The sequence below is a fragment of the Streptomyces platensis genome, assembly GCF_008704855.1.
In the GTDB taxonomy this organism is placed as follows: Bacteria; Actinomycetota; Actinomycetes; order Streptomycetales; family Streptomycetaceae; genus Streptomyces; species Streptomyces platensis.
In genome coordinates, this window is the sequence record NZ_CP023691.1 from 5,478,354 (window position 1) to 5,494,174 (window position 15,821).

Sequence of the window (15,821 nt, forward strand, 5' to 3'; positions counted from 1 at the left end):
TGATCGAAGGACAGTTGCCCCCTCCGGGCCCGTAACCTTCCACGGGTGAACCACGTGAAGTCCCGAGAGGTCAGCGCCGCCCGTACCCCCGCCGGTGATCAGCTCCCCGGCGCCCTTCCCGAGGCGCTGCGCGCCGAACTCAGCGCCTTCCGGCGCGACTTGCACCGGCACCCGGAACTCGGCAACCAGGAGTTCCGGACCACCGCGGCGATCAAGGAACGGCTGGAGCGGGCCGGTCTGCGGCCCCGGGTACTGGCCACCGGCACCGGTCTGATCTGCGACATCGGCACCCGGGACGCCACGGCCGACGGGCGGGCCGTCGCGGCCGCCCCCGAGCGCCCCCTGCTGGCGCTGCGGGCGGACATCGACGCACTGCCCATCCCGGACACCAAGACCGTCGACTACGCCTCGACGGTCGCAGGGCGCGCCCACGCCTGCGGCCATGACGTGCACACCGCCGTCGTCCTCGGCGCCGGTCTGGTCCTGGCCGAGCTGGCCCGCGCCGGAGCCCTGCCGCGCCCCGTGCGCCTGCTCTTCCAGCCCGCCGAGGAGATCCTGCCCGGCGGCGCCTCCGACGCGATCGAGTCCGGTGCCCTGGAGGGCGTCGGCCGGATCCTCGCCGTCCACTGCGACCCGCGCGTCGACGCCGGCCGGATCGGGCTCCGTACGGGAGCGATCACCTCGGCCTGCGACCGGCTGGAGGTCGAGCTGGACGGCCCCGGCGGGCACACCGCCCGCCCGCACCTGACCACCGACATGGTGACCGCCGCCTCCCGGGTCGCCGTGGACGTACCGGCGCTGCTGGCCCGCCGGGTCGACGCCCGCGCCGGTCTGGCCGTCACCTGGGGCCGGCTGGCGTCCGGACACGCCTGCAACGTCATCCCGCAGCACGCAGAACTCTCCGGCACCGTCCGCTGTCTTGATCTCGACGCCTGGCGGAAGGCCCCGGACCTGGTCCATGCGGCGATCGACGAGGTCGCCGCGCTGCACGGTGCGAAGTCCCAGATCACCTACGTCCGCGGGGTGCCGCCGGTGGTCAACGAGCCGGTCACCGTCCAGCTGCTGCACTCCGCGATGGCCGCCCGCCGCGGTGAGGGCGCCATCGAGGACACCGAGCAGTCCCTCGGCGGCGAGGACTTCTCCTGGTACCTCGAACACGTACCCGGCGCCATGGCCCGCCTCGGCGTCCATCCGCCCGCCGACCCCACGCACCGGGACCTGCACCGCGGCGATTTCGATGTGGACGAGCAGGCGATCAAGGCCGGCGTCGAACTCTTCACCGGCGCGGCCCTCCTCGACGGGGACCTCGCGGACTGAGCGCGCGCACCCGTCACGCCGGCCGGTCCCTTATAGCGGGACACTGTCCGTAATGACTCCATAACGGCCCGTTCCGGAAGCTTGCCGGGACGGGCCGCGCGGCCTGCCCGCCCGTGTTTCGTTCAGGTGCCCTACGCCTCGAATCGATAACGTCCACGCAGTGGAGGGTTTTGCGCCAGGTCTACGCGCGTTAATCTCCCGACAAGCCAGCGCCAATGGGGGCGCTTAGAGCGAAGGGAAGGCCCCGTGCGTCGGGTCATCAGGATTGCCGCCGCGGCCACCGCCACCGCGGGCCTCGCGCTCACCGCCACCGCGTGCGGTCAGAGCTTTGCCGAGGCCAACCGCGCCAAACACGCGGGGGTCGGGCTGGCCTTCGACATCGGCGGCCGGGACGACCACTCGTTCAACGAAGCGGCCGCCCGCGGTGCGGACAACGCGACCAAGAAGCTGGGCGTCAACGTCAAGATGCTCACCGCCAAGAACGGCGAGACCGAGGCGGACCGCGAGCAGCGGCTCACCTCCTTCGCCGAGGCCGGCTACAACCCGGTCATCGGCGTCGGCTTCGCCTACAGCCAGGCCGTGCAGAACGTGGCCAAGGACTTCCCCGCCACCACGTTCGGTGTCGTGGACGCCGTGCCCGAGGGCAAGAACGTCGATGCGATGGTCTTCGCCGAGCACGAGGGCTCGTATCTGGCCGGGGTCGCGGCCGCGCTGAAGAGCAAGAACCACAAGGTGGGCTTCATCGGCGGTGTGAACAACGCGCTGATCCAGAAGTTCCAGGCCGGCTTCGAGCAGGGGGTCCGTGACACCGACCCGAAGGCCAAGGTCACCTCGCAGTACCTGTACCCCAACAACGACAAGGGGTTCAACGACCCGGCGGCCGCCAAGGCCAAGGCCGGCGGCATGCTCGACAGCGGTATCGACGTGATCTACACGGCGGCCGGGCAGTCGGGCGCCGGGACCATCGAGGCGATCAGCAAGGTCAAGGGTGCCTGGGCGATCGGCGTGGACTCGGACCAGTACCAGCAGCCGGGTCTGGCCCGCTACAAGAACCGGATCCTCACGTCGGTCGTGAAGAACGTCGATGTGGCCGTGTTCGACCTGATCAAGAGCGCCGAGGACGGTAAGCCGCTGACCGGCATCCACTCCTACGACCTCAAGCACAGCGGGGTGTCGCTCGCCACCTCGGGCGGGTTCATCAAGGACATCCAGCCGCAGATCGATGCGGCCCGGAAGAAGATCATCGAGGGCAAGGTGAAGGTCAAGGAGACGCCGTAGCCCGGGACCACCGCCGCCCCGGGGCGCCGCAGCGCCGGACCCCCGGGGCGAGCCCCTGTCCCCCTTGTGACCTTCCGGTCCCTGACTTTCCGTCCTTTCCGCTCCTTCATCCCTGAGGGGAGTGCGCCATCAACGCAGCATCCACGAGCAGCGGCCCCGCCGTCCCGGACGCCCCCGCTGTAGAACTCCGCGGAATCACCAAAAGGTTCCCCGGCGTCGTGGCCAACCACGACATCCATCTCACCGTGCGCCGCGGCACCGTCCACGCCCTGTGCGGCGAGAACGGTGCCGGCAAGTCCACCCTGATGAAGATCCTCTACGGCATGCAGAAGCCGGACGAGGGCACCATCGCGCTGGGCGGCGAGCAGGTCACCCTGCACACCCCGGGCGACGCCATCGCGCGCGGCATCGGCATGGTGCACCAGCACTTCATGCTCGCCGACAACCTCACCGTCCTGGAGAACACCGTTCTCGGCGCGGAGAAACTGCACGGCATCGGCGCCGGCGCCCGCGCGAAGATAAAGGAACTCTCCGACGCGTACGGGCTGAACATCCGCCCCGACGTGCTGGTGGAGGACCTCGGTGTCGCCGACCGCCAGCGGGTCGAGATCCTCAAGGTCCTCTACCGCGGCGCCCGCACGCTGATCCTCGACGAGCCGACCGCCGTCCTGGTCCCGCAGGAGGTCGACGCGCTCTTCGACAACCTGCGCGAGCTCAAGTCCGAGGGCCTGACCGTCATCTTCATCTCGCACAAGCTGGGCGAGGTGCTCTCGGTCGCCGACGACATCACCGTCATACGGCGCGGCACCACCGTGGCCTCGGTCGAGCCGTCCGGGACCACCCCCAAGCAGCTCGCCGAGCTGATGGTCGGCAGCGAACTGCCGTCGCCGGAGACCCGCGAGTCGACCGTCACGGACGAGGAGATGCTGCGCGTCAGCGACGTGCATCTGTCCGCGACCGACTCCGACGGCGTGGTCCGCACCGTTCTGGACGGCATCTCCTTCACCATCCACAAGGGCGAGGTGCTGGGCGTCGCCGGTGTCGAGGGCAACGGCCAGGCCGAGCTCGTCGAAGCCGTCATGGGCACCCGCCGCCCCGACCACGGCACGATCACCCTGGACGGCACGGACCTGTCCGGCGCCTCCACCCGCGCCCGGCGCGAGGGCGGCATCGGCTACATCCCCGAGGACCGCCACCGCCACGGCCTGCTGCTGGAAGCCCCGCTGTGGGAGAACCGCATCCTGGGCCATGTCACCGAGCGCCCCAACAGCAAGGGCAAGCTCCTTGACATCCCCGGCGCCCGTAAGGACACCGAGCGCATCGTCGAGCAGTACGACGTGCGCACCCCCGGCATCGAGGTCACCGCGTCCTCGCTCTCCGGCGGCAACCAGCAGAAGCTGATCGTCGGCCGCGAGATGAGCCACCACCCCAAGCTGCTGATCGCCGCCCACCCCACCCGCGGGGTCGACGTCGGCGCGCAGGCGCAGATCTGGGAACAGATCCGCGAGGCGCGCCGCGAGGGTCTGGCGGTGCTGCTGATCTCTGCCGACCTGGACGAGCTGATCGGGCTGTCCGACACCCTGCGGGTGATGTACCGGGGCCGGCTGGTCGCGGACGCGGACCCCGCCGTCATCACCCCGGAGGAGTTGGGCTCCGCCATGACCGGTGCCGCCAGAGGCCACCTCAGTGCTGCGGAAGAGGGTGCGCCGGAAGACGGCACGCCGGGAGACGGTGCGTCGCACGACGCCGGTGAGCAGGAGGGCGACGAGCAGTGAGCACCTCCACCAAGAACCCCACCGTGGACGCCATCGCCAAGAGCGCCACCCGCGACAAGGTGATCCTGGCGATCGCCGCGCCCGTCCTGGCCATCGTCGCCGCGATAGTGATTTCGTCCCTGGTGTTCCTCGCCTCCGGTGAGAACCCCTTCCGGGCCTACGGGATCATGGCCGACTACGGCCACTACAGCGACAGCCAGGTCTGGATCATCAACAAGGCGGTGCCGTACTACCTTTCGGCGCTGGCGGTCGCCATCGGCTTCCGCATGAACCTCTTCAACATCGGCGTCGACGGCCAGTACCGCCTGGCGGCGTTCGCGGCCGCGGCGGTCGGCGGCGCCATCGCGCTGCCCGGCGCACTCCAGATCATCCTGCTCATCGTCATCGCGATGCTGGTGGGCGCGATCTGGTCGGGTATCGCGGGTCTGCTGAAGACCACCCGCGGCGTCAGCGAGGTGATCACCACGATCATGCTGAACGCCATCGCCGCGTCGATCATCGGCTACTTCCTCCAGGACGGCCGCCTCGCCATCAAGGACGGCAACCTCCTGCACACGAAGTTCCTGCCGGAGTCCAGCCACTTCTTCTCGTTCCCGACCCACCCCAAGCCGGTCCTCGGCTTCGTGGTGATCGCGATCCTGGCCGGTGCGCTGTACTGGTTCGGGATCAACCGGACCCGCTTCGGCTTCGACCTGCGCGCCGTGGGCGCCTCCGAGCCGGCCGCCGAGGCCAGCGGGGTCAGCGTCAAGCGCATGGTCCTGTGCAGCATGCTGCTGTCGGGTGCCGCGGCCGGTCTGGTCGGTATGCCCACCCTGCTCGGCGAGTCCTTCCAGTACGGCACGGACTTCCCGGCCGGTATCGGCTTCACCGGTATCGCCATCGCGCTGCTCGGCCGCAACCACCCCATCGGCATGGCCTTCGGCGCCCTGCTGTGGGCGTTCCTCGACCGCACCGGCTCCCGGCTGGAGTTCGAGGGCTACGCCCAGGAGATCGTCGGCGTCATGCAGGGCGTCATCGTCCTCTGCGTGGTCATCGCCTACGAGATCGTGCGCCGCTACGGGCTGAGCCTTCAGCAGCGCAAGGTCGGCGAGGAGCTGGCCGCCCTGTCCCGTACGAACAACACCGACAAGTCTGACAAGAGCGACAACCCGGAGGTGTCGGCGTGAGTACGGACCTCAAGACCGCGACGAAGCTCGCGGTCCCCGGGAAGGGTGGCCGGCGCAAGCTGACCTACCCATGGATCCTGCTGATCATCGCCGTCGGGCTGGTCGCCGTCTCCGTCCTCCGGGCCGTCACCGGCGCGGGTGACCTCACCTCCACCGGCCAGTTCGGCGCCGCGCTGAGCGCCGCCGTGCCGATCGGCCTGGCGGGTCTGGGCGGACTGTGGTCCGAGCGGGCCGGCGTGGTCAACATCGGCCTCGAAGGCATGATGATGCTCGGCTCGTTCGCGGCCGGCTGGGTCGGCTGGCAGCACGGCCCCTGGGCGGCGGCCGCGGCCGGCATCCTCGGCGGCGCGCTCGGCGGCCTCATCCACGCCATCGCCACCGTCACCTTCGGCGTCGACCACATCGTCTCCGGTGTCGCGGTCAACATCCTGGCGCTCGGCGCCACCCAGTACCTGGCCACGCTGTGGTTCGGCCAGGAGGGCAGCGCGGCCATGCTGGCCGGCGGCAACGACAAGCAGTCGCCGCCGATGCCCGACATGCCGACGTTCACCGTCCCCGGCCTGTCGGACGCCCTGAACACCCTGGAGGGCCACCACTGGTTCCTGGTCTCCGACGCCGCCGGCATCCTCGGCGCCGCGGTCACCAACGTCTCCTGGCTGACCCTGCTCACCGTCGGCCTGTTCATCGGCACCTTCTTCGTGCTGTGGCGCTCCTCCTTCGGGCTCCGGCTGCGCTCCTGCGGCGAGGCCCCGATCTCGGCCGAGTCCCTGGGCGTCAACGTCTACTCGTACAAGTACGCGGCGGTGCTGGTCTCCGGTGCCCTGGCCGGCCTCGGCGGTGCCTTCCTCTCCATCGGGGTGCACTTCTTCCAGGACGGCCAGACCGGCGGCCGTGGCTACATCGGTCTCGCCACGATGATCTTCGGCAACTGGCGGCCGGGCGGCGTCGCGATGGGCGCGGGCCTGTTCGGCTTCATGGACGCCATGCAGCTGCGCAGCGGCGGCCCGACCGTCCACGCCCTGCTGCTGGGCCTGGCCGCGCTCCTCGCGGTGCTCGCCCTGCTCCGGCTGCGTGCCGCCAAGCGCACCCAGGGTGTGGTCGCCGGCATAGCTGCCGCCGTCCTGGTCATCTGGTACTTCCTGGCCGACACCGTTCCCCTCGAACTGGTCGAGGCGAGCCCGTACATCGCCACCCTGCTGGTACTCGCCCTCTTCTCCCAGCGGCTGCGGCCGCCGAAGGCGAACGGCAAGCCCTACCGCCGAGGACAAGGCACATGACACCACCGGTGCCGGTCGACTGGACCGCACTGCGCGCGCAGGCCCGGGACGCGATGTCCCGGGCCTACGCCCCGTATTCCGGCTACCCCGTAGGCGCCGCCGCCCTCGTGGACGACGGCCGCACCATCACCGGCTGCAACGTCGAAAACGCCTCATACGGCCTCGCCCTGTGCGCCGAATGCGGCCTGATCTCAGAGCTGTTCGCGGGCCGGACCGACAACGACGGGCCCGCCCCCCGCCTGACCGCCTTCACCTGCGTGGACGGGGCGGGCGACCTCCTCGTCCCCTGCGGCCGCTGCCGCCAACTCCTGTGGGAACACGGCGGCCCCGACCTCCTGGTCGACACGGCGGCCGGCATCCGCCCGCTGTCGGAGCTGCTTCCGGACGCGTTCGGGCCGGGGCATTTGAGGGGGTGACGGGGAGCGGTGGGTGGCAGTGACTCCATCCCCGCCGCCCACCGCCCCCGGCACCACCTGCTCGACCGTCGCCCCGCTGGAAGGCCCGAACGCTCCCGAAGCGTCAGGACCGGGCAAGACGCAGGTCGATCCACGGAATGCTGTCCCCCGGCAGCAGATAGCGCTCGGTCTCGACGAACCCGTGCTTGCGCGCGAACCGCAGCCCGTCCTCGTTGGAGGACAGCACCACGGTCTCGATCACTTCGGCGCCCCACTCCCGCGCCCTGCTGAGCCCGCGCGCATAAAGCTCCTCCCCGAACCCCTGACCACGATGAGCTTCCAGCACACGGGCGATCACGGTCACCGTCAGCGTGTCATCGGCAGGCGGGCGCACCGTGCTGCACCCGATGAGCTCGTCACCGGCATACGCGACCTCCAAATGGTGACGCTGCGCCCGCTCCCGCACCTCCTCCAGCGAAAGGAGGTGGGTAGGAATAATCGTGTTGTGGACGAACTGCCAGTCCTTGAGGGCGTCGTCGCCGTCCGGCCGCTGAATACGAAGATCAGACATCGCAGCAGAAGACCCGAGTCCCTTCCGCACGTCAACCCCGTCCAGGTGGGACGGACAGTCAGGCCGTCACGGACGAGCCATAGGACTAGCCATCGGTCGAGTCATCTGCACTTCGGACACTTCGAGCAAACCGTCGAGTTCGACCTTCCCCCTGGTCTGCCCCGGATTCACCACCAGTCCGTCCCGGCGCACGATGTCGAGGAGCCGTTCGGCCAGGGGCAGGACCATATGCCGGCCCCAGCATCGTTCGTTTACGTGGCCGAAGGGGAAATACCCGGGGTGGTTGTCTCCGTCCAGCTCTTCCCAGCGGTCGGGACGAAACGCGTCGGGCTCGTCCCAGAGCTCGGGATCGCGGTGGCTCAGCAGGGGAAGCAACAGGACATCGTCTTTCGGGCCGATCCGTGCGTCCACGTCCGAGAACTCCGGAGAAGCCATTCGCAAGATGTTCCATGAGGGGGGAAGCAGCCGGAGTGCCTCAAGGAGGATGTTCCGGTTCGATACGTCATCGCTGAACGGAGCCCCGAGCCACAGGGCGTTGGTGACCAGCGCGGATACGGTGAAGCACACCGGTGCGGCCACCCGCCGATACAGGTACATGGCATAGCGCCGGTCACCGTAGGTCTTGGAATCGAGCACGAGAGCGGCAAGTTTCGACAGCGGCACGTCCTGCCCGGGCCTGCCCAGCAAAGCGGCTCCGGAGGCGACGGCCGACCAGGTCAGTTTCGGAGTCAACTCCAGCCTGCGGTCGACCAGAACCCGGAATCGCAGACGTTCGTTTCCGAAAACGAGATCCCGCAGATAAACATGCGCCACATGCGGCCACCGGCCGGTCAGGTCGACCGCCTCATCCAGGGGACGTTGCAGCGCGTTCCGCACGTCCGAGCCCACGGCCTGCATAAAGGTGGACGCATCCGTACGGCTAACGAGCCGCCCCTGGACGGGTTTGAAGGTGGGCCTCTCCTCCGCGTTGGCCGGCCTGCTGCGGAGTAAGCGGTCCATCAGCTCGGCGCCGGATACCCCGATCGTGTCGGGCTCCAGACGAAAAAGCGACGCACCACGATAACGACTTAACAGTTCGTCGATCCTCGGCGCGAACTCGATGACCCGACCGCTCTCGCCGACGCGGTGCATAGGCATGGCTGAACTCCGTGGGTAGGCAGCTCGCGCCGGCCAGAACTCCTGACCGACGCGAGCCCGGCAGGGAAGCTGTCTAATTAAATCCAGCCGTACCAGGCGTATGCCTTGAGGCTCTTTTCTGGACGGAACTTCTTGACGATGCGAACGAGTTTCATGAGCACCTCCATTTGCGTGGCGAACGAGATACTTATGCGATGGCAGAAGATGTCGATACCGGGCAGAATTCCCGGCATTCATTTCAACTGCTGTGGAAAGTGAAGGCCTGTTCGATGAATGTGTCAAGTGACCCACATCACTGACTGAATTGCCTCATTCACGTTTCGAATTCATCCACATTCGCATCTCGGCGAATCAGTACTAATCCATCCATAGAGGCCCAATATGGACATCAAAAGGGGGTGGATGGCATCGAATGGGGTGGTTTGGTCATGGATTATGTGACATGAGCATGTTCTATAGGCCGGCCGAAGGTCCCCGGTCCCTGCTCCGGCGCGGTGGCTCTCCCACACGGAAAAATCGTGAAGCGGTGGTGAAAGTGGCGCAGTCGGTCGTCTCTGCGCGGCTCGCGGCCGGTGCGCAGATCGTCGGCCCGGTCGGGTTCTGACGCCAGGGGGAGTTCGACTCAGGCGAGGAATGTCAGCTTGTCCTCAGGCCCGGATCAGTTCCAGCGCCTCGGCCACTGCGGGCAGTTCGCCGGTGAGAGCTGAGCCGGCGCAGGGGCGATTTCAGCGTGTGGCGGGCATATTGCCGTCGCGCCAGTCGTTCAGGCGCTTTCGGATGCTGGGCACCATCGGAAGCGCATCAATCTCTCCGGGCTCAAACCACCGGACGTCCGTGGATTCTTCGGACACCGCCAGCCGCCCGCCCAACGGTCTTGCCAGGAAGCAGATGGAGAATTCCTGCCGCACTTCGCCATCGTCGTAGGCGAAGACGTGGTGGGGGTTGGTGTAGGTGCCCACGATGCCTACGACTTCGACATGGAACCCGGTCTCTTCGCGGGTCTCCCGAACTGCGCAGTCCGGCAGTGACTCGCCAATATTCATGACGCCACCGGGAAGTGCCCACATGTCGTTGTCGCGCCGACGCTGAAGCAGGACGCGCCCGGAGTCGTCGACCACAATCGCAGATGCCGCCGGAACCAAGCTGTTCGCGGCAGGGGCATGAGGGTCGTTCTCGTAATCGCGCCTACTCATCGCCGCCGCCTTCCCACACCGGAGAGCCCCTGCTCCACAGTTCTTCTACGTGCGAGGCGAAGCGGTCAAACATGCCGTCGTCCTGGCGACGCCGCAGATGCAGGGTCGGTGCATCGTGCCCGACGCTATGCGTCAGCAACGGCGTAACGATCATGTCGTCATCGAAGCGGAACACGGAGAGATGTGCGTGCCCCTCGCTGAACCTCGCATCAATTCCTGGCTGCTTTTTGATCTTCTCCAGCTCAGCGAGGGTCACGCGGATACGCGTGGACAAGGTGAGTGCGACATCTTCATCGCGCTCGCGCGAGCGTGTGAGGCTGCTGTCAGGATCGCCGAGAAGAAACCGAACCCGGCATCCCCGGGCAGCCTTCCGCTGTAGTGCTGCACCGAACCTTGCTTGTTCGAGCCACAGGAAGTAATCGGTGTAACCCGCGAAGGTCAGTTCACGCTCCGCCTTGGTGATCAGTGAGCGCCACAAAGAGGCGGGGCAACCGGATCGGTACGGATAGACAGAAACGACCTCGCGGTCCGGGCCAACCTTTATCGCTTTCTTTGCGGCTGTAGGCCACAACACCGCCTCGTCCTCCCCGAGCGCCTCACAGACGGACCACCGGTGTCGGGCATGGGGAACCCGTCCGGCCTCGGTGATCCATCGGCCTACGGTCTTGATGTCGACGCCACACCTCTCGGCTAATTGGCGATCAGTCAGGTGTGCCCGTAGCAGGGCGCGGCGTAGTGCTTCGTTCACGAGTACCCCTTGGGACGTTAGACACGCTTCACACGGTAGGTCTTCTCCGTGTCTAACGGTCGTGGAGCGGAGTAGGAACGCACCACCAGGCGCGGAAGTGTGGGGGCGAGCACAAACCCCGCGACGCCGCAGGAACGGCGTACGTCGGGGTCGTGGCCACCAACTCCTGGGAGGTTGACGACATGCCCCGAACCATCGCGAGAGCGGTCGTGTCGCTGTTGCGGCTGCTGCTGCCCTCGCGAAGAAGCCATCGGTCGGGCGGCTCGTTGCCCGCGGCGTACAGCATCAAAGCCGCTCCGCGCCGGCTGAACGGCCTGGAGGCGGCAGGCCGATGAGTCCAGCCGACACCCCTCGCCTCCTGCCCTGGTCGAGCCCCGACGGGAAGCCGTGCTTTCTCGTAGGTGACGGGACCGGCTACGTGTCCCGGCTCGCCGACGAGATGGAGGAGGCGCAGCTCGACTCCGCGGCTGAACTCGGCGAAGAGGCGCACCGCATCCTGGCGGGCCGGGCGTGGACGCCCGGTGAAATCCACCTGCTGGCACTGGAATTGGCCGCCTCCCTCGCCAACCTACGCCGGGTCGCGGAGAGCAGGGGCGCGCGCCTGCCGGTGCCGGACGATGACGGGTCCGAGGCCGATGACGGGCCCGAAGCCGATGAAGCCCCAAGTGGCCAGGACATCGACGGCGAGGGCAGCAGGCTACGGCTTCCGGCGGAGGCGTTCGGATGAGCCGGGCGCGGTGTGCGGGCATGTCGTCACGGCGGCGCACCGGAGTTCATCCACTCACGTCCGCCCACCCCACCCACCAGCCGAAATCCACCCACCGAGAGAAAATGAGAGAAGGGAAGGCAATGCCCATCACCGTTGAAGAGCGTCGGCTTGCCAAGCCATTACTGGACGCGCCGGAGCTGCGGCTCCCGTTGAGCACCGACGGAGCCGCAATCATGCCGGAGCTGTCGGACCACGAGGGGCCGGCTCCCTTCGCGTTCCGGTTCCTCACGCCCGTCCCGGCCACGGGCGGCATTCTGCCCAGTGAGGTCGAGTACGACGAGGAGTCCCAGACCGGCGTCTACGAGGATCTGCCGCCGGGCGTCTACATGACCAAGAACCCGCCGAAGACCTATGGGCCGACGGCACCCACGGGCCAGATGGACGCGCCGGACGACCCCGGACCGAGCGACGACTGATGACGGGCGCCGGACACGTTCTCATCCTGGCGGGTCGCTTCGACCCGACCTGCGATCTGGTGGTTGAGGAGCTGAACCGGCGCGCCGTGCCCGTCTTCCGGGCAGATATGGCCGAGTTCCCGCTGAGGCTCACGCTTGCCGCGAGCCTCAGCGGGAGCCGGTGGCACGGCACGCTGGCCAACGACCGCCGTACGCTCGACCTCGCCTCGGTCCGCTCCGTCTACTACCGTCGCCCGACCCACCCGAAGTTTCCCGAGCAGATGGCCGCCGAAGCCCGCACGGTCGCCGAGAGGGAAGCGCGGTGGGGTTTCGGGGGACTGCTCACGGCTTTACCGTGCCGGTGGCTGCCCCCACCGGGAAGGGCGGCGGATGCCGAGTACAAGCCGCGGCAACTACGCGTCGCGGCCGACGTGGGACTGAGCGTTCCCCGCACCCTCATCACCAACGACCCATACGCGGCAAAGGACTTCGCTGAATCGCTCGACGGCGGACCCGTCATCTACAAGCCGTTCTTTCCCGTGCGCGGCACCGTACGCGGTCAGACTGCTGCCGTGTACGCGAGCATCATCGACCCCGGCGACCTGCCGCACGCGGACATCGCCAGCACCGCCCATATGTTCCAGGAGTGGGTACCCAAGGCGTACGAGGTGCGGTTGACCGCCGTCGACGGCCAGATCTTCGCGGCCGAGATCCACGCCGACTCGGACGCCGGCCGCATCGACTGGCGCAGCGACTACGACAGCCATACCTACCGGGTCTGTGACCCGCCGCCCGAGGTGGCCACCGGGGTGCAGCGGATGCTGGACCGGCTCGGCCTGCCGTACGGCGCGTTCGACTTCGTGGTGACGCCGGAGGGGCAATGGCGATTTCTGGAGGTCAACCCGAGCGGGCAGTACGGATTCATCGAGCAGGCGACCGGACTACGGATCACGGCCGCGATCTGTGACTACTTGGAAGGGGCCGGCCAGTGACGAACATCCTCGACGACGAACAGCAGGTGATCCGGGCACGCGTCTCGCTCACCCAGCAGATCGACCGGGGGAGCGTGGTGCTGTCGTCACCGCTGGCGGGAGCGTTTCTCAACGTCCCCCGGCATCCGTTCGTCCCCGTCTTCTTCCGGCGTGAGGGCGAACGGTTCATCCCCTGGCGGATCACCGACGGCGACGCGGCGGCATGGCTCGACGCCGTGTACACGGACGACTCCCTCATCACTGAAGTCGACGGCGTACACGCTGAGCACGCCGCCCGCGCCGGAGTGACCGGCATCCCCACGTCCTCCTCGACCGCGCCGAGTCTCATGGCGGACATGCTCGACGCCCTCGACGTGAACGAGGGGGACGAGGTCTACGAGGCGGGCGCGGGCAGCGGCTACAACGCCGCGATGCTCTGCCACCTCGCCGGTGACAAACACGTCACCACCGTGGACCGCTCCGGCACCCTCACGGCCCTGGCCCGCGAACGGCTCAACGGCATCGGCTTCGACCCGCGCGTGATCCACGGAGACGGTGCCCGGGATGTACCGCCCGACGCGACGTACGACCGCATCATCGCCACGGCCTCGGTGCGGCGGGTCCCGCCCCGGTGGCTGGAGCGATGCCGTAGTGGCGGCATCCTGGTCGTCCCCCTCAAGGGCACGCTCGCCGGCGGAATGATCGCCCGGCTCACCAAGCTGCCGGACGGCACGGCAGCCGGCCGGATTCTGCACACACCCGCCGCCTTCATGCCGCTCAAGACCGGCACCGAAGTGGAGGCGCCGGTCCCCGGGATCCCCAACAGCCCCTCTCGCAAAGCCGCGCTCTCCGGGCGGGTGCTGGATGACTGGACGTTCTCCTTCTTCGCCCAGCTGCACCTGCCGCGCGATCTCGTCCGCATGTACGGGCTGAGCGACGCCGGACTGCACGTCACGACGCTGTACGACCCGGCGGACGGCTCGGTCACGCGGATTGAGGACCTGCCTGAGTCGTCGCCGCTGGTGGCCTCCACCGGACCGCGCGACCTGTGGACAGCGGTGGAAAAAGCCCACCGGCTTTGGCGGCGACTCCACCGGCCGCGACGCGAGTGGTTCGGCATCGCGGTCACCCCCGCCGAGCAGACCGTGACCTACGCGGCACCGGACGGCCACATCCACCGCTGGACGCTGTAGCCGCCACCTTCGACCGGACACGGGGCGGCACCGGACCGCCCCACCCCCTGCGCACCCACTCCACCCGCCGCCCCTGGCCACCCCGCCGTCTATGCGTGTAGAACGGACCTACCCGTTCGAAAGGAACTGTCCATGGACGCCATCTCCGTCATCCGCACCAAGCGCGACCGCGGTGAGCTGACCCCCGAGCAGATCGACTGGGTCATCGATGCCTACACCCGCGGTGAGGTCGCTCATGAGCAGATGTCGTCGCTGGCGATGGCCATTTTCCTCAACGGTATGAACCGTACGGAGATCGCCCGCTGGACCGCTGCCATGATCGCCTCCGGCGAGCGGATGGACTTCTCCTCCCTGCCCCGGCCCACCGCCGACAAGCACTCCACCGGCGGTGTCGGTGACAAGATCACGCTGCCGCTCGCCCCGCTCGTGGCCGCCTGCGGTGCCGCCGTACCGCAGCTCTCCGGCCGGGGCCTCGGTCACACCGGCGGCACCCTCGACAAGCTCGAAGCCATCCCCGGCTGGCGCGCGACGCTCTCCAACGACGAGATGCTGAACGTCCTCCGCGACGTCGGCTCCGTCATCTGTGCCGCGGGTGACGGCCTCGCGCCCGCCGACAAGAAGCTCTACGCGCTCCGCGATGTCACCGGCACCGTCGAGTCCATCCCGCTCATCGCCTCCTCGATCATGTCCAAGAAGATCGCCGAGGGCACCGGCTCCCTCGTGCTGGACGTCAAGGTCGGCTCCGGCGCCTTCATGAAGGACCTCGACAACGCGCGCGAACTGGCCTCCACCATGGTCGAGTTGGGTACCGACCACGGAGTGCGGACGGTTGCCCTGCTCACCGACATGGCCACCCCGCTGGGCCTCACCGCCGGCAACGCCCTGGAAGTCCGTGAATCCGTCGAGGTGCTGGCCGGCGGCGGCCCGCAGGACGTCGTCGAGCTGACCCTGGCGCTGGCCCGCGAGATGCTCGACGCGGCCGGTCTCAAGGATGCCGACCCGGCGAAGGCGCTGGCCGACGGCTCGGCCATGGACCACTGGCGCCGCATGATCGCGGCCCAGGGCGGCGACCCCGACGCGGCCCTCCCCGTGGCCCGCGAACAGCATGTCGTCACGGCCGCCTCCTCCGGCACCCTCACCACCCTCGACGCCTACGCCGTCGGCCTCGCCGCCTGGCGTCTGGGCGCCGGCCGCGCGCGCAGGGAGGACCCGGTCCAGGCCGGCGCGGGCGTCGAACTCCACGCCAAGCCCGGCGACACCGTCACCGCGGGCCAGCCCCTGCTGACCCTGCACACCGACACCCCGGAGAAGTTCGCCTACGCCCTGGAGGCCCTCGACGGCGGCGTCCTCGTCGGCCCCGAGGACGCGGCCTTCGCCACCAACCCGGTGGTGCTGGAGCGCATTGCCTGACCTGCGCCTGGGGTCGGCGGCCGCTGATGATGCGGCTCGTATGAAGCGAACGGGATCGGTGGATGGATCTTCACCGATCCCGTTCGGCATGCTGGGACCGGCGCTGCGGCCGGCGCCGGGACTCCGTGCCGGCGGCACTGGCCCCCGCCACCGCTGACACGGCCGGCGGGCGGCAACGGGGCGGCATCGAGGGCGATTTCACACCTCGATGAGAAAGCCGACCTGC

At 68.4% G+C, this 15,821-nt stretch carries 16 protein-coding genes; 11 read left to right on the forward strand and 5 right to left on the reverse strand.

The window, feature by feature from the left end; all coding sequences use genetic code 11:
• The first annotated feature begins 45 nt into the window (after positions 1 to 45).
• The 6 genes from CP981_RS24360 to CP981_RS24385 all read left to right on the forward strand — a co-directional run bounded on the left by CP981_RS24360 (position 46) and on the right by CP981_RS24385 (position 7,229).
• Positions 46 to 1,317 carry an amidohydrolase gene (locus CP981_RS24360; RefSeq protein ID WP_085924765.1) on the forward strand — a complete coding sequence of 424 codons (1,272 nt, stop codon included), beginning with the start codon at positions 46 to 48 and terminating at the stop codon, positions 1,315 to 1,317.
• 246 nt (positions 1,318 to 1,563) lie between these two features.
• Entirely contained in the window at positions 1,564 to 2,595 is a 1,032-nt protein-coding gene (locus tag CP981_RS24365; protein ID WP_085924764.1) for a BMP family lipoprotein, read from the forward strand.
• Positions 2,596 to 2,813: 218 nt separating this feature from the next.
• Positions 2,814 to 4,370, forward strand: a complete 1,557-nt coding sequence (locus tag CP981_RS24370; protein WP_208852975.1) for an ABC transporter ATP-binding protein — start codon at positions 2,814 to 2,816, stop codon at positions 4,368 to 4,370.
• A 23-nt stretch (positions 4,371 to 4,393) separates the two neighbouring features.
• A complete protein-coding gene (locus CP981_RS24375) occupies positions 4,394 to 5,536 on the forward strand; it encodes an ABC transporter permease (protein ID WP_085924807.1) in 1,143 nt (380 codons plus the stop codon).
• Positions 5,533 to 6,813 (forward strand): ABC transporter permease, encoded by a 1,281-nt coding sequence (locus CP981_RS24380; RefSeq protein ID WP_085924762.1) that lies wholly within the window; start codon positions 5,533 to 5,535, stop codon positions 6,811 to 6,813. Before CP981_RS24375 ends, CP981_RS24380 begins: the two co-directional genes overlap by 4 nt.
• Positions 6,810 to 7,229 (forward strand): cytidine deaminase, encoded by a 420-nt coding sequence (locus CP981_RS24385; RefSeq protein ID WP_085924761.1) that lies wholly within the window; start codon positions 6,810 to 6,812, stop codon positions 7,227 to 7,229. Before CP981_RS24380 ends, CP981_RS24385 begins: the two co-directional genes overlap by 4 nt.
• A gap of 103 nt (positions 7,230 to 7,332) precedes the next feature.
• Here the strand turns inward: CP981_RS24385 and CP981_RS24390 are convergent, their stop codons facing one another.
• The 5 genes from CP981_RS24390 to CP981_RS24410 form a co-directional block, all read right to left on the reverse strand.
• Positions 7,333 to 7,779, reverse strand: coding sequence for a GNAT family N-acetyltransferase (locus CP981_RS24390; RefSeq protein ID WP_085924760.1), 447 nt, complete (start codon positions 7,777 to 7,779; stop codon positions 7,333 to 7,335).
• Between the two features lie 66 nt (positions 7,780 to 7,845).
• Positions 7,846 to 8,916: a cytochrome P450 gene (locus tag CP981_RS24395; RefSeq protein ID WP_085924759.1), complete on the reverse strand. Its 1,071-nt coding sequence runs from the start codon at positions 8,914 to 8,916 to the stop codon at positions 7,846 to 7,848.
• Positions 8,917 to 8,993: 77 nt separating this feature from the next.
• The gene (locus CP981_RS39565; protein ID WP_425282159.1) at positions 8,994 to 9,149 is read right to left on the reverse strand and encodes a tryptorubin family RiPP precursor; all 156 of its coding nucleotides are present in this window, start codon (positions 9,147 to 9,149) and stop codon (positions 8,994 to 8,996) included.
• Between the two features lie 492 nt (positions 9,150 to 9,641).
• Positions 9,642 to 10,109 carry an NUDIX hydrolase gene (locus CP981_RS24405; protein WP_085924758.1) on the reverse strand — a complete coding sequence of 156 codons (468 nt, stop codon included), beginning with the start codon at positions 10,107 to 10,109 and terminating at the stop codon, positions 9,642 to 9,644.
• Positions 10,102 to 10,857 (reverse strand): DUF5919 domain-containing protein, encoded by a 756-nt coding sequence (locus tag CP981_RS24410; protein WP_085924757.1) that lies wholly within the window; start codon positions 10,855 to 10,857, stop codon positions 10,102 to 10,104. The genes CP981_RS24405 and CP981_RS24410 overlap by 8 nt, the downstream gene beginning before the upstream one ends.
• A 331-nt stretch (positions 10,858 to 11,188) precedes the next feature.
• Here CP981_RS24410 and CP981_RS24415 point away from each other — a divergent pair, with 331 nt between their 5' ends.
• From CP981_RS24415 to CP981_RS24435, 5 genes are all read left to right on the forward strand, one after another.
• Entirely contained in the window at positions 11,189 to 11,584 is a 396-nt protein-coding gene (locus CP981_RS24415; RefSeq protein WP_085924756.1) for a hypothetical protein, read from the forward strand.
• A 215-nt stretch (positions 11,585 to 11,799) separates the two neighbouring features.
• A complete protein-coding gene (gene tgmA / locus CP981_RS24420; RefSeq protein WP_244329774.1) occupies positions 11,800 to 12,042 on the forward strand; it encodes a putative ATP-grasp-modified RiPP in 243 nt (80 codons plus the stop codon).
• Complete coding sequence (gene tgmB, locus CP981_RS24425; protein ID WP_085924755.1) at positions 12,042 to 13,013, forward strand: ATP-grasp ribosomal peptide maturase; 972 nt, start codon at positions 12,042 to 12,044, stop codon at positions 13,011 to 13,013. Before tgmA ends, tgmB begins: the two co-directional genes overlap by 1 nt.
• The gene (locus CP981_RS24430) at positions 13,010 to 14,185 is read left to right on the forward strand and encodes a methyltransferase domain-containing protein (protein ID WP_244329775.1); all 1,176 of its coding nucleotides are present in this window, start codon (positions 13,010 to 13,012) and stop codon (positions 14,183 to 14,185) included. Before tgmB ends, CP981_RS24430 begins: the two co-directional genes overlap by 4 nt.
• A gap of 132 nt (positions 14,186 to 14,317) precedes the next feature.
• The gene (locus CP981_RS24435) at positions 14,318 to 15,595 is read left to right on the forward strand and encodes a thymidine phosphorylase (RefSeq protein WP_085924754.1); all 1,278 of its coding nucleotides are present in this window, start codon (positions 14,318 to 14,320) and stop codon (positions 15,593 to 15,595) included.
• The last annotated feature ends 226 nt before the right edge of the window (positions 15,596 to 15,821 follow it).

What these genes read in the sequence shown, in the direction of transcription:
- CP981_RS24385 (WP_085924761.1), top strand. Translation starts at nt 6,810, where the DNA reads ATGACACCACCGGTGCCGGTCGACTGGACCGCACTGCGCGCGCAGGCC.
- CP981_RS24390 (WP_085924760.1), bottom strand. Translation starts at nt 7,779, where the DNA reads ATGTCTGATCTTCGTATTCAGCGGCCGGACGGCGACGACGCCCTCAAG.
- CP981_RS24395 (WP_085924759.1), bottom strand. Translation starts at nt 8,916, where the DNA reads ATGCCTATGCACCGCGTCGGCGAGAGCGGTCGGGTCATCGAGTTCGCG.
- CP981_RS39565 (WP_425282159.1), bottom strand. Translation starts at nt 9,149, where the DNA reads ATGCCGGGAATTCTGCCCGGTATCGACATCTTCTGCCATCGCATAAGT.
- CP981_RS24405 (WP_085924758.1), bottom strand. Translation starts at nt 10,109, where the DNA reads ATGAGTAGGCGCGATTACGAGAACGACCCTCATGCCCCTGCCGCGAAC.
- CP981_RS24415 (WP_085924756.1), top strand. Translation starts at nt 11,189, where the DNA reads ATGAGTCCAGCCGACACCCCTCGCCTCCTGCCCTGGTCGAGCCCCGAC.
- tgmA (WP_244329774.1), top strand. Translation starts at nt 11,800, where the DNA reads ATGCCGGAGCTGTCGGACCACGAGGGGCCGGCTCCCTTCGCGTTCCGG.
- tgmB (WP_085924755.1), top strand. Translation starts at nt 12,042, where the DNA reads ATGACGGGCGCCGGACACGTTCTCATCCTGGCGGGTCGCTTCGACCCG.
- CP981_RS24435 (WP_085924754.1), top strand. Translation starts at nt 14,318, where the DNA reads ATGGACGCCATCTCCGTCATCCGCACCAAGCGCGACCGCGGTGAGCTG.